18 protein-coding genes are annotated in these 19,321 nt (G+C 65.0%); 16 read left to right on the forward strand and 2 right to left on the reverse strand.

Translation table 11 applies throughout. From position 1 onward, the window contains the following. Positions 1 to 93 precede the first annotated feature (93 nt). The 14 genes from fdhD to AC6I6U_RS02135 all read left to right on the forward strand — a co-directional run bounded on the left by fdhD (position 94) and on the right by AC6I6U_RS02135 (position 14,774). Positions 94 to 933, forward strand: a complete 840-nt coding sequence (gene fdhD / locus AC6I6U_RS02070) for a formate dehydrogenase accessory sulfurtransferase FdhD (protein WP_497880423.1) — start codon at positions 94 to 96, stop codon at positions 931 to 933. Next, the gene (locus AC6I6U_RS02075) at positions 930 to 3,278 is read left to right on the forward strand and encodes an FdhF/YdeP family oxidoreductase (protein WP_497880424.1); all 2,349 of its coding nucleotides are present in this window, start codon (positions 930 to 932) and stop codon (positions 3,276 to 3,278) included. The genes fdhD and AC6I6U_RS02075 overlap by 4 nt, the downstream gene beginning before the upstream one ends. Positions 3,279 to 3,622: 344 nt before the next feature. Then, positions 3,623 to 4,072 (forward strand): glycine zipper domain-containing protein, encoded by a 450-nt coding sequence (locus AC6I6U_RS02080; RefSeq protein ID WP_497880425.1) that lies wholly within the window; start codon positions 3,623 to 3,625, stop codon positions 4,070 to 4,072. Positions 4,073 to 4,302: 230 nt separating this feature from the next. Beyond that, positions 4,303 to 5,199, forward strand: coding sequence for a hypothetical protein (locus AC6I6U_RS02085; RefSeq protein WP_497880426.1), 897 nt, complete (start codon positions 4,303 to 4,305; stop codon positions 5,197 to 5,199). A gap of 430 nt (positions 5,200 to 5,629) precedes the next feature. Next, complete coding sequence (locus AC6I6U_RS02090; RefSeq protein WP_497880427.1) at positions 5,630 to 6,718, forward strand: methyl-accepting chemotaxis protein; 1,089 nt, start codon at positions 5,630 to 5,632, stop codon at positions 6,716 to 6,718. 36 nt (positions 6,719 to 6,754) lie between these two features. After that, the gene (locus AC6I6U_RS02095; protein ID WP_497880428.1) at positions 6,755 to 7,120 is read left to right on the forward strand and encodes a response regulator; all 366 of its coding nucleotides are present in this window, start codon (positions 6,755 to 6,757) and stop codon (positions 7,118 to 7,120) included. Between the two features lie 6 nt (positions 7,121 to 7,126). Then, positions 7,127 to 7,444 carry an STAS domain-containing protein gene (locus tag AC6I6U_RS02100; RefSeq protein WP_497880429.1) on the forward strand — a complete coding sequence of 106 codons (318 nt, stop codon included), beginning with the start codon at positions 7,127 to 7,129 and terminating at the stop codon, positions 7,442 to 7,444. Between the two features lie 4 nt (positions 7,445 to 7,448). Continuing rightward, positions 7,449 to 9,479 carry a chemotaxis protein CheA gene (locus tag AC6I6U_RS02105; protein ID WP_497880430.1) on the forward strand — a complete coding sequence of 677 codons (2,031 nt, stop codon included), beginning with the start codon at positions 7,449 to 7,451 and terminating at the stop codon, positions 9,477 to 9,479. A 2-nt stretch (positions 9,480 to 9,481) separates the two neighbouring features. After that, entirely contained in the window at positions 9,482 to 11,119 is a 1,638-nt protein-coding gene (locus AC6I6U_RS02110) for a methyl-accepting chemotaxis protein (protein ID WP_497880431.1), read from the forward strand. Positions 11,120 to 11,129: 10 nt separating this feature from the next. After that, the gene (locus AC6I6U_RS02115; protein WP_497880432.1) at positions 11,130 to 11,657 is read left to right on the forward strand and encodes a chemotaxis protein CheW; all 528 of its coding nucleotides are present in this window, start codon (positions 11,130 to 11,132) and stop codon (positions 11,655 to 11,657) included. A 1-nt stretch (position 11,658) separates the two neighbouring features. Next, positions 11,659 to 12,471, forward strand: a complete 813-nt coding sequence (locus AC6I6U_RS02120) for a CheR family methyltransferase (protein ID WP_497880433.1) — start codon at positions 11,659 to 11,661, stop codon at positions 12,469 to 12,471. After that, positions 12,468 to 12,959 (forward strand): chemotaxis protein CheD, encoded by a 492-nt coding sequence (locus tag AC6I6U_RS02125; RefSeq protein ID WP_497880434.1) that lies wholly within the window; start codon positions 12,468 to 12,470, stop codon positions 12,957 to 12,959. Before AC6I6U_RS02120 ends, AC6I6U_RS02125 begins: the two co-directional genes overlap by 4 nt. After that, the gene (locus AC6I6U_RS02130) at positions 12,956 to 14,011 is read left to right on the forward strand and encodes a protein-glutamate methylesterase/protein-glutamine glutaminase (RefSeq protein ID WP_497880435.1); all 1,056 of its coding nucleotides are present in this window, start codon (positions 12,956 to 12,958) and stop codon (positions 14,009 to 14,011) included. The genes AC6I6U_RS02125 and AC6I6U_RS02130 overlap by 4 nt, the downstream gene beginning before the upstream one ends. A gap of 106 nt (positions 14,012 to 14,117) precedes the next feature. Beyond that, on the forward strand, positions 14,118 to 14,774 hold the full coding sequence (locus AC6I6U_RS02135) for a response regulator (RefSeq protein ID WP_497880436.1): 657 nt from the start codon (positions 14,118 to 14,120) through the stop codon (positions 14,772 to 14,774). On the opposite strand, the gene AC6I6U_RS02140 is transcribed toward AC6I6U_RS02135, so the two are convergent. Continuing rightward, complete coding sequence (locus tag AC6I6U_RS02140; RefSeq protein WP_497880437.1) at positions 14,759 to 15,187, reverse strand: acyl-CoA thioesterase; 429 nt, start codon at positions 15,185 to 15,187, stop codon at positions 14,759 to 14,761. The genes AC6I6U_RS02135 and AC6I6U_RS02140 overlap by 16 nt on opposite strands. Positions 15,188 to 15,198: 11 nt before the next feature. Then, positions 15,199 to 16,137 carry a phospholipase BipL gene (bipL, locus tag AC6I6U_RS02145; protein WP_497880438.1) on the reverse strand — a complete coding sequence of 313 codons (939 nt, stop codon included), beginning with the start codon at positions 16,135 to 16,137 and terminating at the stop codon, positions 15,199 to 15,201. A 74-nt stretch (positions 16,138 to 16,211) separates the two neighbouring features. Here bipL and AC6I6U_RS02150 point away from each other — a divergent pair, with 74 nt between their 5' ends. Both AC6I6U_RS02150 and AC6I6U_RS02155 read left to right on the forward strand, forming a co-directional pair. Beyond that, positions 16,212 to 16,826, forward strand: coding sequence for a DUF6436 domain-containing protein (locus AC6I6U_RS02150; protein WP_497880439.1), 615 nt, complete (start codon positions 16,212 to 16,214; stop codon positions 16,824 to 16,826). Positions 16,827 to 16,945: 119 nt separating this feature from the next. After that, positions 16,946 to 19,312 (forward strand): penicillin acylase family protein, encoded by a 2,367-nt coding sequence (locus AC6I6U_RS02155; protein WP_497880440.1) that lies wholly within the window; start codon positions 16,946 to 16,948, stop codon positions 19,310 to 19,312. Positions 19,313 to 19,321 lie beyond the last annotated feature (9 nt).

The raw sequence follows: 19,321 nt of genomic DNA on the forward strand, positions 1-19,321 counted from the left end.
CGACGTCATCTATCGGTAGATCAGTACTAGCGATTAGACGTGACCTTTTGTCACGCCTAGTCTTAGCACTGGATATTCCGCCGGTAATGCCCCATGCACGCCAAGCCCGTCGGCTGCGCGCTTCCTGCCACCGCGGCAGCTGCGCCAGCCGCCAGCCAGAGCTACCAGTACAGCGACCTCGACCACCACGAAGCCGTTGAGACCGCCCTCGCCGAAGAAGTCGCGCTGGCCATTGCCTACAACGGCATCAGCCAGGCCGTGATGCTGGTCACGCCCACCGACCTGGAAGACTTTATCGTCGGTTTCAGCATCGGCAGCGGCATCATCCATGACGCCTCCGAACTCTACGACCTGAAGCTCACCAGCAACGGCTCGGCGCACTACGCCGAAGTGGAGATATCCAGCCGCGCGTTCTGGAACCTCAAGCAGCAGCGCCGACAACTGGCCGGCACCAGTGGCTGCGGCCTGTGCGGTGTGGAAGCCCTGGAACAGGCCCTTCCCGAACTGGCCGTGCTGCCCGGCGCGCCACTGCCGCCGGCCGCCTGGCTCGACAACCTGCGCCAGCGCATCAGCGCCTTCCAGCCGCTGGGACAATACTGCGGAGCGGTGCACGCCGCCGTGTTCATGAACGACCAGGGCGAACTGTTGCTGGGCCGCGAAGACATCGGCCGGCACAACGCCCTCGACAAGCTGATCGGTGCGCTGATCCGCCAACAGATCCCGACCGCCGGCGGCGTGGCCATCGTCACCAGCCGCTGCAGTCTCGAATTGATCCAGAAAGTCCTGCGGGCCGGCATCCAGACCCTGGTGAGCCTGTCGTCCCCCACCGGCCTGGCCCTGCAATGGGCACGCCGGCACCACCTCAATCTCATTCACCTGCCGCAGAAAAGTGCGCCGCGGGTCTATAGCCCTGCGATGGAGAATCCCGCGTGAGCAATCATAATCAAGCCGACCAGACCCCGACCCCACGCTACAAGCCCTACAAGGGCGCGGCGGGTGGCTGGGGCGCATTGATCAGCGTCGCCCAGGCCTGGTTGACCAGCGACAACGCGCTGAAAAACATCCGCATGATGCTCAAGACCAACCAGAACGGCGGTTTCGACTGCCCGGGCTGCGCCTGGGGCGACTCGCCGGAAAGCGGCATGGTCAAGTTCTGCGAAAACGGCGCCAAGGCGGTCAACTGGGAAGCCACCAAGCGCCGGGTGGATGCCGCGTTCTTCGCCAAGCACAGCGTCAGCTCGCTGTTCGAGCAGTCCGACTACTGGCTCGAGTACCAGGGCCGCCTGACCGAGCCGATGAGCTACGACCCGACCACCGACCGCTACAAGCCCATCAGCTGGGACGCGGCCTTCGCGCTGATCGCCAAGCACCTGCTGAACCTCACCAGCCCCGACCAGGCCGAGTTCTACACCTCGGGCCGGGCCAGCAACGAGGCGGCGTACCTGTACCAGTTGTTCGTCCGCGCCTTCGGCACCAACAACTTCCCCGACTGCTCGAACATGTGCCACGAGGCCAGCGGCGTGGCCCTGGCGCAAAGCGTCGGGGTCGGCAAGGGCACCGTGACCTTCGACGACTTCGAACACGCCGACGCGATTTTCGTCTGGGGCCAGAACCCCGGCACCAACCACCCGCGGATGCTCGAGCCACTGCGTGAAGCCGTGAAGCGTGGCGCCCAGGTGGTTTGCGTCAACCCGCTCAAGGAGCGTGGCCTGGAACGGTTCCAGCATCCACAGCACCCGCTGGAAATGCTCACCAACGGCGACAAGCCGACCAACACCGCCTACTTCCGTCCGGCCTTGGGCGGCGACATGGCCCTGATGCGCGGCATGGCCAAGTTCCTGCTGCAATGGGAGCGTGATGCCCAGGCGGCCAACGAACCGTCGGTGTTCGACCATGACTTCCTCAACGAACACACCGTCAGTGTGCTCGACTACCTGGCCGCGATCGATGAAACCCCGTGGGAGCAGATCGTCGCGCAATCGGGCCTGACCCTGGTGGAGATCGAGCAGGCGGCGCGGATGTACGTCAAGGGCAAGAACGTCATCATGTGCTGGGCCATGGGCATCACCCAGCACCGCCACTCGGTGGCGACCATCCAGGAAATTGCCAACCTGATGCTGCTGCGCGGCAACATCGGCCGTCCAGGCGCTGGCCTGTGCCCGGTACGCGGCCACAGTAACGTGCAGGGCGACCGCACCATGGGCATCAACGAACGCCCACCGGTGGCATTGCTCGACGCCCTGGAACGCCGCTTCCAGTTCAAGGTACCGCGCAGCAACGGCCATAACGTGGTCGAAGCCATCCACGCCATGCTCGACGGCCGCGCCAAGGTGTTCATCGGCCTGGGCGGCAACTTTGCCCAGGCCACCCCGGACAGCCCAAGGACCTTCGAAGCGCTGCGCAATTGCGACCTGACCGTGCAAATCAGCACCAAGCTCAACCGCAGCCACCTGACCCACGGCAAGGAAGCGCTGATCCTGCCGTGCCTGGGCCGCACCGACATCGACCTGCAGGCCGAAGGCACCCAGGCCGTGACCGTGGAAGACTCGTTCAGCATGGTCCATGCCTCCAACGGCCAATTGCAGCCGCTGTCGAAGCACATGCGCTCGGAACCGGCGATCATCGCCGGCATCGCCGCCGCGACCCTCGGTTCGCATCCGGTGGACTGGAACTGGCTGGTGGGCGACTACAACCGTATCCGCGACCTGATCGCCGACACCATTCCCGGCTTCAAGGACTTCAACCAGCGCCTCGAACATCCGGGCGGTTTCTACCTGGGCAACACCGCCGGCGCCCGTCGCTGGAACACCGCCTCGGGCCGGGCGAACTTCCGCTCCAACAGCCTGCCGAGCGACCTGATCCACGAACTGACCCACGCCACCGGCAAGAAACCGGACCTGATCCTGCAGTCGATGCGCTCCCACGACCAGTACAATACCACCATCTATGGTCTCGACGACCGTTATCGTGGGGTCAAGGGCCAGCGTGAAGTGCTGTTCGTCAACGAAGCGGACATCATCCGCCTGGGCTTCAAGCCAGGGCAGAAGGTCGACATCGTGTCGTTGTGGGAAGACGGCCGCGAGCGTCGGGTCAAGGGCTTCACCCTGCTGGCCTTCGACATCCCTGCCGGCCAGGCCGCTGCCTACTATCCGGAAGTCAACCCGCTGGTGCCGCTGGAAAGCGTCGGCGACGGCAGCCACACCCCTACCTCCAAGTTCGTTGCGATCTGCCTGGAAATGGCCAGCGAGAACGGCCTGATCCTGGCTCAGGCAAGCTGATTCAGCCCATTCCGGGGCGCCTTGCGAGAGGCGCTCCGGCAGTGAGTCCGGATGCCAGCTCAAGGCGTTCGTCCGGGCAACCGGCAGGGTTCGTTCCAAAAGATGGAAAAACGTCGGCACGAGTCAACGTTCCGGAGGCGGCGACAGCCTCTTCCAGCGAGCGCGCAAGGCGCAAAATGATCGGGTTCAAGTAGCGTCAGACTGCCGAAAATAGACTAAGTTCCCTTGCAAAATCAGTAAGTTATGATTTTGTATACAAGTCGTGTTATTCGTCGGATTTCCGTTGTAAGCACGCCGTCACAAGCCTCAGGATCGCGCCGTCATCCCTAGGAGGCTCCTCTCACATGAAGTTCTCGTCGATTCTCTTGTTGTCCCTGAGCCTGGCCAGCGGCCTGGCTTGCGCCGGCGGTACCACCGAAGCCGGTATCGGCGGTGCCTTGGGCGGCGTGCTCGGTTCAGCGGTCGGCCAGTCGCTGGGCGGCAACACCGGCTCGACCATTGGCGCGGCCCTGGGCGGCGCAGGCGGCAGTGCGGTCGGCGCGGACAAGCGCAGCCGCGGCGAAGCAGCGATCGGCGGCGCACTGGGCGCGGCCGGCGGCAACGTGATCGGCCGCAGCATGGGCGGCAGCACCGGCAGCCTGATCGGAGCCGCAGCGGGCGGCGGCGCGGGCGGCGCATTGGGCAACTACATGGGCAACTCCAGCGACCGCGAGGATCGCCATTACCGCGACAGCCATCGTGGCCGTGGCCACGCCTATGGCCATCGCAAGCACGGTCGCCACTGGCGCCACTGAGAAAGCTGAAAAGGGGAATGCCGCAACGGCATTCCCCTGGTCATACCCACCGGCCAGTGCAGAAAACCCGCCATAAAGCCGCCCGACCATGCAGATTGCATGAGCCTCAGATTGCAACCAATATCCAACCTACTGAAATAAAAGACAATTTTTTGAAGGCAGGATTGGCACAACCACTGCTATCTCCTCTGTGAAGGCTGCACGTCTCTCACCTATGGAGCACGATAACAATGATCGGGAACGCCGAAGTCCATCCGGGCGCACTGCAAGATTCGTCGAACCACTCGGGAGTGTCCTGGGCGGCGATCTTCGCTGGCGCGGCCGCCGCCGCCGCACTTTCCTTCCTGCTGCTCATGCTCGGTTCCGGGCTGGGCTTTTCCGCTATCTCACCCTGGTCGGGCGAAGGCCTCAGTGCCAAGGGCCTGGGTATCTGGGCCATCATCTGGCTGGCGCTGACGCAGATCCTTGCCTCGGGCATGGGCGGTTACCTGGCCGGCCGCCTGCGGGTGAAGTGGGCCAATGTGCACGGTGACGAGGTCTACTTCCGCGATACCGCCCACGGTTTCCTCGCCTGGGCCGTGGCAACCCTGCTCATGGTCGCATTGGTGGCCGGTTCCGTCAGCGGCATCGTCGGTGGTGGCGTCAAGGCCGGGGCGACCGTGGCCGCAGGCGCGGCGAGTGGCGTCGATGGCCGTCAGGATCGCAGCTCCGACTACTACATCGATCTGCTGTTCCGCGACGATCGTCCGGCAGCGGTAAGCGAGGACGCGGCCCATGCCACGGCCACGCGCATCGTCGCCCACAGCCTGAGCACCGGCCAATTGAGCGTCGAGGATCGGACCTACCTTGCCCAGTTAGTGGCCCAGCGCACCAACCTCAGCCGGGTCCAGGCCGAACAGCGTGTCGACCAGGTCTACGCCCAGGCCCGCCAGGCCGTCGACGCGGCGAAGCAGGCTGCCGACCAGGCTGCCAAGGCCGCTGCCTGGACCACCTTGTGGATGTTCATCGCCCTGCTGATCGGCGCCTTCTTCGCCAGCCTGGCGGCGACCTTCGGTGGCCGTCAACGGGACAACGTGGTCTATCTGGAAAGCACCGAATACCGGACGCGCACCGCGCCCCTGAACTAACCCGAGGAGAATGAAAATGCGCTCACTTCTGCTGTTTTTTCTGGGTGTACCGATCCCGGTGATCATCCTTATCGCACTGTTCGTCCATTGATCAGGCCACCGCGGCTCTCCTCCCAGGGGAGCCGCTGTGCTTGCGGCCACTCCGCACGCCGGCCACGTTTGTAACATTCAATTACATCCACACCACTCAAAACACCTTAAGGCTAATTCCTAGAACGCCTGGATCGGAGCCATTTCTCCACTATCCCAGGAGGCTGCGCCAACAGGGCACAACAGCCGAAATACCTGCCCGACCAGTCAGATTCAGAACGCCTTCCTGACTCGACGAATCCTTCCTGCAGCCCAGAAGGATTAAGGGTTATCCCGATACTGATATCAATATGCTACCGATATGATCCGCGGCACTTGAGCCATGCAATGGAAGCAGCGGATGTGGAAGTATCTGGGAGTCTGGTTAGGGATCGCGCTAAGCGCCAGTGGGCTTTTCCTGGCCCAACCCCTGCTCAACGGCGCCGGACTGATACTGATCGCGCTCGCCGCTCTCGCCCTGCGGATTGTCAAACCGTCGAACAATCCCGCACCCGGCACCCTTACGCCACAACCTGATATCGTCACCGCTCAGGGCGAACTGCACACGCTGCTGCCGGTAGTCGCCCCGGCCTGGAACGATGGCATCGGCCAAAGCCGCCAACTGCTGCAATCGAATATCAGCGAGCTGTTCGAGCGCTTCGCCAACATCGCCGCGCGCCTCGAAGGCGGCCTGCACAGCTCCGAAAATATCCTGGGTAGTGGCGGCGTCGGGGAAAGCCTGCGCGACGCCAACCAGCGCCTGCATGAAGTGACCCAATCCTTCGAAGCCAGCAGCCAGCGCCAGGGCGAACTGCTCGAAACCATCAGCCACCTGGGCGACTACGCCAGCCAACTGCAGCAGATGGCCAAGCGCGTCCAGGAAATCGCCAACCAGACCAACCTGCTGGCCCTCAATGCCGCCATCGAAGCCGCTCGCGCCGGCGACTACGGTCGCGGCTTCTCGGTGGTCGCCGACGAAGTGCGCAAGCTCTCCACTCTCTCCGCCGAAACCGGCCAGGGCATGGACACCAAGGTCGGCGAGATCAACCACGCGATCCAGACCACCATCACCGCCGCCGCCGAACTGGGCAGCAGTGAAAAGGCCAACCTGGACTTCCTCAATCACGCCGTGACCCAGGTCATGGCGCGCCTGGGCGACAACCTCGGCGAACTCACCGACGCCTCCCGCGTCCTGCAGCGCGATGCCCGGGACACCCAGGCCGATATCCAGGCGATCATGGTCAACCTGCAGTTCCAGGACCGCGCCGACCAGATGCTCGACCACGTCCAGGCCGACCTCGCCCACCTGCTCGAGGCCATCCGCCAGCAGGACGCCAGCCTCAACGATCCGTCCGCCTGGCTCGAACGCCAGCGCCAGCGTTTCACCACCGACGAGGAGCGACAGGGTCGCTCCCAGGTGGCAACCGGTGACGACGTGACCTTCTTCTAGCTTCTCCCGCTTTTTCCCTTTGCAAGAGTGATGAACATGGCCAAGACCATCCTGATCGTCGACGACTCCCTGTCCATGCGCCAACTGGTGAAGATGAGCCTGACCGGCGCCGGCCACCAGGTCATCGAGGCCTGCGACGGCCGCGACGCCCTGAACAAACTGACCGGGCAGAAGATCCACCTGATCATCAGCGACGTGAACATGCCCAACCTCGATGGCATCGGCCTGGTGAAGGAGGTCAAGGCGCGCAACGAATACCGCTTCACGCCGATCATCATGCTCACCACCGAAAGCGAGCAGTCGAAGAAAGCCGAGGGCCAGGCCGCCGGGGCCAAGGCCTGGATCGTCAAGCCATTCCAACCGCAGCAACTGCTGGCGGCCGTCGACAAACTGCTGGGATAACCCGCCATGTTCTCGCTGACTCCCGCCGCCGATGGCATGCCCGCGCAACTTCGCCTGCAAGGCGACCTGACCCTCTACGAAGTCAGCCTGGCGCGCGAGCAACTGCTCGGCCTGCTGCCGTTGCCTCCAGGGCCATGGCAGTTGGACCTGGGAGGCCTGAGCGAACTGGACAGCGCCGGCGCACAGCTGCTCCTGGCGATCCAGCGGGCGCTGTCGTCCATCGACCATCCCGCCACCGTCAGCCAGGTCTCCGATACCGCCAGGGAACTGCTGACCCTGCTGAACCTGGAATCGCTGTACCCCGCCGCCCCTACCGAGGATTGATCCCATGCTCAGTGGCGAACAATGGAACCAGTTGCTGCTGGGTTTTCTCAGCGAAGGCCGTGACCTGCTCAAGGACGCCGAGGACAGCCTGCTGCGCCTGGAAACCAGCCCCGACGACCAGGAAGCGATCAACGGCCTGTTTCGTGCCGTGCACACCCTCAAGGGCTCGGCCGGGATCTTCTCGCTGACCCCGCTGGTCAACCTCACCCACCACCTGGAAAGCCTGTTGATGTCGGTGCGCGACGGCCAACGCGCACTAACGCCGGCGCTGACTTCGCTGATGCTCAACTGCATGGATGAGTTGAACGCGATGATCGAGCGCGTCGACCCCGACAGCGGCCTGCTCGATGTCGACGAGACCCGGCAGGCGCCGCTGCTGGCGGCGCTGTTCGAGGCCCAGGGCGACACGGCGCAAGCGCTGGCGGACGCCGAGCCGCAGGAGGCGGCAGCCGCCCCGGCAGACCGGCTCACCTGGCAGGTCTCGATCAGTTTCTCTGCGGAGCTGTTTCGCAACGGCTTCGACCCTGCGGCCTTCCTGCGCTACCTCAAGCGGCTGGGGGAAATCGTGTCGCTGCAGAGCCGCATCGACGCAATACCGGCCCTGGATCGGCTCGACCCGGAAACCTGCCACCTGGGCTTCGAGTTCCAGTTGCTCACGGCGGCCAGCCAGGCCGAGATCGAGGACGTCTTCGAGTTCATCCAGGACTTCTGCGAACTGCGCCTGAGCGTCCTCGAACCTGCCCGGCCAGCGACGACCGTAGCCGTCACAGCGCCTCCCCCGGTCGTTGATACCCCGGCGCCGAAAACCGCCACCACGCGCGAGCGGCGCGCCCTCGACACCACGCTGGTCAAGGTCGCCGCCCACAAGCTCGACGAGTTGATCAACCTGGTCGGCGAGCTGGTGATCAGCACCGCCAGCGCCCAGATGCAGGCCCGCCGCAGCAGCGACAGCGGCTGCATGGAAGCCACCCAGGCGGTGCACCAGCATGTCGAGCAGATCCGCGAGGCGGCGTTGAAACTGCGGATGGTCGAGGTCGGCGAAACCTTCAACCGCTTCCATCGGGTGGTACGCGATGTCAGCCAGGAGCTGGGCAAGAACATCCAGTTGAGCCTGGTCGGCGGCGAAACCGAACTGGACAAGTCGGTGATCGACAAGATCGCCGACCCACTGACCCACCTGGTACGCAATGCCATCGACCACGGCATCGAGTCGGCCGCCGAGCGGATCGCCGTCGGCAAGCCGGCCGAGGGCAACCTGCGCCTCAATGCCTACCACGACTCGGGCATGATCGTACTCGAAGTCAGCGACGACGGACGCGGCCTGAACACCGCGCGGATTCTCGCCAAGGCCATCGACAAGGGCCTGGTCGACCCGGACGCGCAGCTCAGCGACGCGGATATCCATCTGCTGATCTTCGAGGCCGGTTTCTCCACCGCCGAACAAGTGTCCAACCTCTCCGGGCGCGGAGTCGGCATGGACGTGGTGCGCAGCGCCATCGACCAGCTGCGCGGGGTGATCGAGATCGACTCCGCCGCCGGCCAGGGCTGCACCTTCCGCATCCGCCTGCCGCTGACCCTGGCGATCATCGACGGCTTCCAGGTCGGTGTCGGCCAGGACAACTTCGTCATTCCGCTGGACATGGTCACCGAGTGCATGGAAGCCGGTCCCGAATGGCTGCACCAGGGCCAGGGCTACCTCAACCTGCGCGGCAAGCCGCTGCCATGCATCGCCCTCGACCGCCACTTCGGCCTGGCACCGAGCCGTGCCCGTCGGCGCAACATCGTCGTGGTCAGCCAGGGCCGCCAGCAGGCCGGGCTGATTGTCGACCAGTTGCTCGGCGAACTGCAGACCGTGATCAAGCCCCTCGGCCAGATGTTCCAGCACCTGCGCGGCATCAGCGGCTCGACCATCCTCGGCTCCGGCCAGGTCGCGCTGATCCTCGATATCGCCAGCCTCCTGCGCCATTTGCAGGCCCCGGCCGACGCCGTGGCCACCTCGATTTCCACCCCCTTGCCCAGCCTTTCAGGAGATTGACCATGCAGTTCGTTCGCAACATGAAGATAGGCATACGGCTGACCGCGGGCTTTCTGCTGGTCGTGGCACTCACCGTCGTCATCGGCGTGATCGGCATCCGCAACCTGTCCCAGGTCAACGACCTGTCGGACCGCATGTACGACCGCGACCTCACCGGCCTGAACCTGATGCAGGAAGCCAACATCCAACTGATCGTCGCCGGCCGCTCCATGCGTCACAGCCTGCTGGCCACCAACGCCGCCGACCGCGAACAGGCTGCCAAGCAGTCACGCGAAGCCCTGGAGCAGACCCGCAAGCTGATCGCCGAGGCGCGCAAGGCGTTCATCACCAAGGAAGGCCTGGCCCAGATCGACCAGCTCGAAGCGCCACTCAAGGAGTACGAAAACGTCGTCCTGCAGATCCTCGGTACCCACCAGCAATCCGGCCAGTTGCAGGAGACCAGCGACGTCACCGACCTGCTGCCCAAAGCGGTCAGCACCAGCAACGTGGTCGACCAGTTGATGGGCGTGGTCACCCAGGGCAAGCGCGAGCGCGCCGCCCAGGCCAACCAGCAGATCACCGATATCGCCAATGCCTCGCAGACCCAGATGATCGCCCTGATCATCGCCGCGACCCTGCTCGGCATGCTGATCGGCGTGTTGGTCACCCGCAGCATCACCCGCCCGCTCAACGGCGCCGTGGAGGCGGCCAATCGCATGGCCGCCGGTGACCTGAGCCAGGACCTGGCAATCACCAGCAAGGACGAGACCGGCCAGTTGCTGGGCGCCATGCAGAACATGACCCTGCGCCTGCGCAACATCCTCGGCGACGTACGCAGTGCCGCCGACTCGTTGTCCTCGGCCTCGGAGCAGGTCAGTTCGACCTCGCAGTCGCTGAGCCAGGCAGCCAACGAACAGGCCGCCAGCGTCGAGCAGACCAGCGCTTCGGTAGAGCAGATGTCCGCCTCCATCGCGCAGAACACCGAGAGCGCGAAAATCACCGACGGTATCGCCGGCAAGGCCGCCAATGACGCCGTCCAGGGCGGCGGCGCGGTCGGCGACACGGTGCTGGCGATGAAGCAGATTGCCGACAAGATCAGCATCATCGACGACATCGCCTACCAGACCAACCTGCTGGCCCTCAACGCCGCCATCGAGGCCGCCCGCGCCGGCGACCATGGCAAGGGCTTCGCGGTGGTTGCCGCCGAGGTACGCAAGCTGGCAGAGCGCAGCCAGGTAGCGGCCCAGGAAATCGGCCAGGTCGCCTCCAGCAGCGTGCAACTGGCCGAGCAGGCCGGGCACCTGCTCAACGAGATCGTGCCGAACATCCAGAAGACCTCCGACCTGGTCCAGGAAATCACCGCCGCCTCCCAGGAACAGAGCGGCGCCGCCGGGCAGATCAACATCGCCATGGGCCAGATGAACCAGATCACCCAGCAGAACGCCTCGGCGTCCGAAGAACTGGCGGCCACTGCCGAGGAAATGAATGCCCAGGCCGGGCAGTTGCAGGAGTTGATCGGTTTCTTCCGTTTCGAGGAGGACGCCGCCGGTGCCCACCGGGCCCCGTCCCGCAGCCATGACGGCTACGGTTTCAATGGTCCACGAGACAGCTTCAAGAGCCGCACGCCGGTCGATGAAGGCCAGTTCGTGAGTTTCAACTGAGGGCCGGATCATGACTGCAAGCCAGAGCCGCGACCTCGCCCTCCTGCCCGAGGCGCCCCTCGCGTCGAGCATCCAGCACCTGTCGTTCCGGGTGCGGCAGGCCGCGTACGCGGTGCCCATCGACCTGGTGCGCGAGATCATCGAATACGGCGATGTCACCGCCGTACCGATGATGCCGGCGTTCATCCACGGCGTGATCAACCTGCGCGGCAACGTCGTGCCGGTGCTGGACCTGGCCACGCGCTTCGGCTTCGAGCCGACCACCGTCGGCAAGCGCACCTGCATCGTCATCATCGAACTGGAACTGGCGGACTTCAACCAGCGCATCGGCCTGGTGGTCGACGCGGTGGACGCGGTGCTCGACATCGACCCGCAGCAGGTGGTGGCCGCACCGACCTTCGGCGCCGGCATCCGCACCGACTTCATCGCCGGCATGGCCCGTGGCGAGCAGGGTTTCACCATCATCCTGAACATCCCGCAAGTGCTGTCCCTGGAGGACATCCGCCAACTCAGCCTGACTGCGGCCCAGGGCGCCTGAGATGTCCAGCCAGCTCAAGCTGCCCACCCTGGGCGACGGCGAATTCCGCCGCCTGCAGACGTTGATGGCCGAAGCCTCGGGCATCGTCCTGGCACCGAACAAGCGGCCACTGGTGGCCGGCCGACTGATGAAGCGGCTGCGCCATTACCGCCTCGACAATTATGCCGGCTACCTGCAACTGCTCGATCAGCCGGCCTACCTCAAGGAACGGCGGCTGGTGGTGGACCTGCTGACCACCAACGAAACCTACTTCTTTCGCGAGCACCCGCACTTCGAGTTCCTCGGCAACTGGCTCGGCACGCGCAAGGGTCCGCTGAAGTTCTGGAGTGCCGCCTGCTCGTCCGGCGAAGAGCCCTACAGCATGGCCATGGTGGTCGAGGAGAACCTGCGCGGTGGCGACTGGTCGATTCTCGCCAGCGACCTCAGCCTGAGCATGCTGGAGAAGGCCGCCGATGGCATCTACGACATGGCCCAGGCCAAGTACTTCCCCCAGGGCTGGCTGCAACGCCACTGCCTGAGCGGCGTCGGCGACATGCGCGGGCGCTTCCGGGTCCAGGCCGCCCTGCGCGAACGGGTCAACCTGCGCGAGATCAATATCGTCCAACCGCTGCCGGACGGGCTCGGGCCCTTCGACGTGATCTTCCTGCGCAACGTGCTGATCTATTTCAGCAACGAGGAAAAACAGCGCATCGTCCAGCGCCTGGTCCACCAACTGCGCCCCGGCGGCCTGCTGTTCATCGGTCACGCGGAGAGCATCCACGGCTTCGACCTGCCGGTGCGGCTGCTCAACCCTTCGGTCTACGAACGCCTATGAATCCGTCGCTGTTCCTGCGCCCCGGCGACTATTTCTTCGGCCAGCACGAAGGCATGGTCACCACCCTGCTCGGCAGTTGCGTGTCGATCATTCTCTGGCACCCACGCTGGCGCCTGCTCGCCGTCTCACACTACCTGCTGCCCAGCGACCCGAAAGCCGGCAATGGTCTCGACACCCGCTACGGCGAAGGGGTATTCCAGCGTATCCAGGGCGACATGCAACGCCACGGCACCCACCCCGGCGAGTACCGCAAGGGCATCTTCGGTGGCGGCAGCCTGGTGCGCTTCGAGGGCATGCGCGGCCGCAAGATCGGCCACAGCAACAGCGCCTTTGCCCGCGAACAGTTCAGCCGGCGCAACTGGGTGGTCGATCACTGCGACCTCGATGGCCAGCATTATCGCCGCCTGCACATCAACGGCAGCAGCGGCGCGGTCGACTGCCAGCGCAACAGCGTACAGCCGCTGTTGACGGGGGTGCGGCCACGATGATCCGGGTGTTCATCGTCGACGACTCGGCGCTGGTCCGCCAGGTACTGACCCAGTGCCTGGAAAGCCATCCGAACATCAAGGTGATCGGCCAGGCGGCCGACCCGCTCTACGCCATCGACAAGATGCGGCGTGACTGGCCGGATGTGCTGATCCTCGATATCGAGATGCCGCGCATGGATGGCCTGACGTTCCTGCGCCAGATCATGAGCGAACGACCGACGCCGACGCTGATCTGCTCGACCTTGACCGAACAGGGCTCGGCAGTCAGCGTCGAGGCCCTTGCAGCCGGTGCCGTCGGGGTGTTCACCAAGGCCAGGCTGGGGCTGCGCCATAGCCTCGAACAGCTCTCCACCGAACTGATCCGCAAGGTCGAGGAAAGTGCCCGGGCACGGCCTATGGCCCTTCGCCACAGTCCCCCTGTCGCAGAATCACCCCCCGTGGTGCCCATGGCCCCGACGGCGCTCAGGACCACCGATCGGGTAGTCGCCCTCGGCTGTTCAACCGGCGGCACCCAGGCCCTGGAATTCATCCTCAGGCAATTGCCACGTGACTGCCCGGGGATTGTCATCGTTCAACACATGCCGGAGAAGTTCACCGCCGACTTTGCCCGGCGCCTGGACAAGCTGTGCCAGATCGAAGTACGCGAGGCCAGGCACCTGGATCGCGTCCACAGCGGCCTGGCCCTGCTCGCTCCCGGAGGTTTGCACATGCAGCTCAAGCGCAGTGGCGCGCACTACCAGGTGGAGGTGCTCGACGGCCCGCCCGTCAACCGGCACAAGCCTTCGGTGGACGTCCTGTTCCGCTCGGTGGCGCGCCAGGCCGGCGCCAACACGCTGGGCATCATCATGACCGGCATGGGCGATGACGGCGCGCGCGGGCTGCTGGCCATGCGTGACAGTGGCGCCAGTACCGTCGCCCAGGACGAAGCCAGCTGCGTGGTGTTCGGCATGCCCAAGGAAGCCATCCGCCTGGGCGCGGCCCAGGCGGTCGAACCCCTGGTGAAGCTGCCGAAACTGATCCAGCTTTTTGGCGACAGCCACCGCCACGGCTGAGCCGGCCCGAACCAATGTGGACCCTGGGTGGGAATCCAGACAAGAACAACCGCAGCAGGCCCACTCGGCGGCTGCGCCCTTCTCTTTGCGCCATGGGCTAGAGCTTATGTTTTGTCGAATACTGCTTGCCGACGACTACCCGCTGTTTCGGGCGGGAATCCGGGCTTTGCTGGAAAAAAAACAAGAATACGAAGTCGTCGGCGAAGCAGGCGATGGCCAGGCCGCCATCGAACTGGCCTCCAGGCTCAAGCCGGACATCGTGCTGCTGGACATGTCGATGGAGCGCATGAACAGCGTCACCGCGCTCAAGGAGCTGTCGCTGCGCGCACCGCGCAGCAAGGTGCTGATGCTGTCGATGCACACCGACACGCACTTCGTGATGAAGTGCCTGCAACTGGGCGCCCATGGCTACTTGCTGAAAACCGCGACGGTGCTGGAGCTGGAACTGGCCCTCAAGGCCTTGCGCCACGGCGGCCAGTACCTGTCATCGGCGGTAGTGCCACTGGTGGTCAACCAGGCCGTCCGGCACAGCCATGAACCGACAGCCAAGGCCAGCCATGTCGCGTTGACCGCACGCCAACTGGAGATCCTGCGGCTGATCGCCCGGGGCGAGACGACCCGCTCCATCGCCGTCGGCCTCGGCCTGAGCGTGAAGACCGTGGAAGCGCACCGCTCGCAGATCATGCACCGGCTGCGGATTCACGACATTGCCGGGCTGGTGCTGTTCGCGGTGCGCGAAGGGATCATTCAGATCAACGATTGAAGGGCGTCACGCAAGCCCTCGGGAATCGACACCGGCCGGTTGCTCGCGCGCTCGACAAACACATGGACAAAGCGCCCGGCGGCACAGGCGTCGTCTTCGCCGGCCTTGAATACCGCCAGCTCGTATTGCACCGAGCTGTTGCCCAGCTTGCCGACCCGCAGGCCGATCTCGATGCGCTCGGGGAAGGCCACCGAGGCGAAATAGTCGCAGGCGGAACTGACCACGAAACCGACCACTTCGCCGTCATGGATATCCAGGCCACCCTGCTCGATCAGGAAGGTATTCACCGCCGTGTCGAAAAAGCTGTAGTAGGTGACGTTGTTCACGTGGCCGTAGACATCATTGTCGTGCCAACGGGTAATGATCGGCTGGAAGTGGCGGTAGTCACCACGCTGTGGCAGGCGTTCGGTCATGGGGGCCTCGATCAGAAATGGGTAGCGAGAAAGCTGAAGTAGCGTTCGCGGTATTCGGGCAGTTCATTGGCCAGGTGATGCCGGGCCTGTTCCAGCATGAACACCTCGGGTTGGTCGAACTTGCTGCGCAGCACGGTCAGGTTGTGCCGCCAATCGACGGTCATGTCGCCTTCGCCCTGGATGATCAGGGGCCGGCGCGGGCTCGCGGTGGCGCCTTCGATGCCCGGAATCCAGCGGGCCAGGGCGCCGACCCAGGCAGTCGGCAGGCGCTGCGGCTGCAACGGATCGGCCTGCAGGAACGGCATGAATGCCGGGTCGTGGGTGTTCTCGCTGAAACGCCGGGCAATGCCTTTGACGAACGGCCTGAGCAGGTGATAGCTGAGCTTCGACCAGCCCCAGGCCCGCGGCCGCACCAGCGGCGAAAGCAGGACCACCTGGCCCTGGGCCGGGCTGTCCAGGCCATGCTTGAGCAGGTGATCGACCACGATGGCGCCACCGGTACTCTGCCCGAACAGGTGCCAGGGCTGCGGCAGGTCGAGGCTGCGGGCTTGCTCGAACAGCCCCTGCAACGCCCGTTGGTATTCTGCGAAATCCTCGATGCTGGCCCGCTCGCCGCTGGACAGCCCGTGGCCCGGCAGGTCGCAGGAAATCACTGCGAAGCCGCGGTCCAGGGCCCAGTCGATGACGTTGCGGTACAACCCCATGTGGTCGTAGAAGCCGTGGAACAGGAACAGGGTCGCCACCGGCTCCTGGGGCAGCCAGAGCTGGCTGACCAGATCGAAGGCGCCGCTCCTGAAACCGCCAAGGCGGCTGGTGAACGGGGCGTTGCGCTGGGGCAGGTCCAGACCGTAGAAACGCTGGTAGGCCTGCGCCGCCGGCGACAATGGCTGTGCCTCGGCCAGCGGGCGCAGGCTGGCGCGCAGGGAATCGGGGTCGAAGGTGGCGGGCATGGACGGCTCCAGGCAAAGTTACGGCAACGCCGAAGCGTTTTACTGATCTGCGATATTCTTCTGTCAGGGCAGGCATGGCAAGCTACGCGACCTTCGAGGACCCAATTGCCATGCTCCAGACGCGCTACCAGACATTACTCGCCAGCCTGCTGGCCGTGCTTTGCGCGGTGGGCCTGTGGTTCGCCTACGACTGGTTCCAGGGCCGCTACATCCGTGCCTTCAGCGACCAGGCCGCGCTATTCGCCGGCGACCGCCTGAGCCTGCCACCGGAACTGGCTGGGCCGGGCAAGATCCGCCTGGTGCACTTCTGGGACCCGGCCTGCCCCTGCAACGTCGGCAACCAGCAGCACCTGGGCGAACTGGTCGAGCATTTCGCGCCCTTGGGCGTGGAGTTCTACGCACTGCAGAAGCCTGGCAGCCACGGCCAACTGCCGGCCAACCTGCAAGCCATCAAGCCGCTGGCGGGGCTCCCCGGTGCCGAACACCTGACCGTCAGCCCGGCAGTGGCGATCTGGGACCGCAACGGCCAGCTGGCCTACTTCGGCCCCTACAGCCAAGGCGCCACCTGTAACTCCAGCAACAGCTTCATCGAGCCGATCCTGCAGGCCCTCAGCGAAGGCCGCTCGGTGAACGCCACCCACAACATGGCAGTGGGCTGCTACTGCCCTTGGCAAGAACCGGGACAATGATCACGGCAAACCGGACTTTTCAGGGTAATCCGCCGTGTGTCCGATGCATCCGTCCGGCGGGCTGTGCTACACCTTAGCGGCTGAGCCTCGGCAGCCCCGACCTTGACAAGGAACCCCGCATGAAACGCAGCCTGACCGTTCTCGCTGTCCTGATCGCCGCCACGGCCGCTGGAGCGGCCTGGTACATCCAGGGCAAGCTGCCGACACGCCAGGGCCAGGTCACGCTGGGCAACCTGCAGGGACCGGTCACCGTGCGCTACGACGAGCGCGGCGTGCCGCATATCCGTGCCGAATCCGAGACCGACCTGTACCGCGCACTGGGCTACGTGCATGCCCAGGACCGCCTGTTCCAGATGGAGATCGTCCGGCGCCTGGCCCGTGGCGAGCTGTCCGAGGTCCTCGGGCCCAAGACCCTGGAGACCGACAAGCTGTTCCGCAGCCTGCGCATCCGCGAACATGCCGATCAGTATGTCGCCCAGCTGGACCGGCAATCCGCCGCCTGGAAGGCCCTGCAGGCCTATCTGGACGGGATCAACCAGTACCAGGCCAGCCACGCCAAACCGGTCGAATTCGACCTGCTGGGCATCCAGCCGCGGCCGTTCACCGCCGAGGACACCATCAGCATCGCCGGCTACATGGCCTACAGCTTCGCCGCCGCCTTGCGCACCGAACCGCTGCTGACCTACGTGCGCGACAAGCTGGGGGCCGACTACCTCAAGGTATTCGACCTGGAGTGGCGCCCCCAGGGCATGCTCGGCTCGCCGACGCCGCTGGCCGAGTCCGACTGGAAGGGCCTTGGCGCCCTGGCGCGAGTCAGCGAGCAGGCCCTGCGCGATGCCGGTGTACCGCAGTTCGAAGGCAGCAACGCCTGGGCGGTCTCCGGCAGCCGGACCAAGAGCGGCAAGCCGCTGCTGGCGGGCGACCCGCACATCGCCTTCTCGACCCCGGCGGTGTGGTACGAGGCGCAACTGTCGGCACCGAATTTCGAGCTGTACGGCTATCACCAGGCGCTGGTGCCGTTCGCCTTTCTCGGCAACAACCAGGCCTTCGGCTGGAGCCTGACCATGTTCCAGAACGACGACCTCGACCTGATCGTCGAGAAGACCAACCCGGAACATCCCAACCAGGTCTGGTACCACGGCCAGTGGGTCGAGATGACCCGTAGCGAGCAGCAGATCGCGGTCAAGGGCCAGGCGCCGGTGACCTTCACCCTGCTGCGCTCCCCCCATGGCCCGATCGTCAATGACGTGCTCGGCACCAACGCCGGAGCCAAGCCGATCGCCATGTGGTGGGCATTCCTCGAAACGCCGAACCCGATCCTGCAGGGTTTCTACGAACTCAATCGCGCCGACACCCTGGACAAGGCCCGCGCAGCCGCCGCCCGGATCCAGGCGCCCGGCCTGAACCTGATGTGGGCCAATGCCAAGGGCGATATCGGCTGGTGGGCCGCCGCACTGCTGCCCAAGCGACCGGACGGGGTCAACCCGGCGTTCATCCTCGATGGCAGCACCGGCGACGCCGACAAGAACGGCTACTACCCGTTCAGCGCCAACCCGCAGGAGGAAAATCCTGCGCGTGGCTACATCATCTCGGCCAACAGCCAGCCGGCCTCGCCTACCGGCATGGTCATTCCCGGTTACTACAACCTGGCCGATCGTGGCCAGCAACTGAACCGGCAACTGGCCGACAACAGCGTGCGCTGGAGCGTGGAAAACAGCCAGAAACTGCAACTGGGCACCACCACCGACTACGGCCCGCGCCTGCTCAAGCCGCTGCTGCCGGCATTGCGCGAAGCGGCGAAGGACCCGGCCGAACTCAAGCTGGTGGAACAACTGGCGACCTGGAAGGGTGACTACCCGATGAGTTCCACCAGCGCCACGCTGTTCAACCAGTTTCTCTACGAACTGGCCCGTGCCGCCATGCACGACAAGCTGGGCGACGACTACTTCAACACCCTGATCACCACCCGCGTGGTGGACGCCGCCCTGCCACGGCTGGCGGCCGATGGGAACTCCCCGTGGTGGAACGGCAACCGCAACGAGGTGGTGAAACGTGCCTGGCAGGCAACCCTCGCCCACCTCAGGACCACCTACGGCGACAACAGCGGCGGCTGGGTCTGGGGCAAGGCGCATACCCTGACCCACGGCCATCCGCTGGGCCGGCAGAAGCCGCTGGACCGGCTGTTCAACGTCGGCCCGTTCGATGCGCCGGGCACCCACGAAGTGCCAAACAACCTTTCGGCGAAGATCGGCCCGGCGCCCTGGCCGGTGACCTATGGTCCCTCGACCCGCCGCCTGATCGACTTTGCCGACCCGGACCACGGCCTGACCATCAACCCGGTGGGCCAGAGCGGCGTGCTGTTCGACAAACACTACAGCGACCAGGCCGAGACCTATGTCGAGGGTGGCTATGAGGAAGTGCACATTAACGAGGTCGAGGTCTCGGCCAATACCCGCAGTGTGTTGAAGCTGGTACCGGGCAAATAGTCAGGGCGG

This window comes from Pseudomonas sp. UTLPPB19802 (assembly GCF_059730225.1).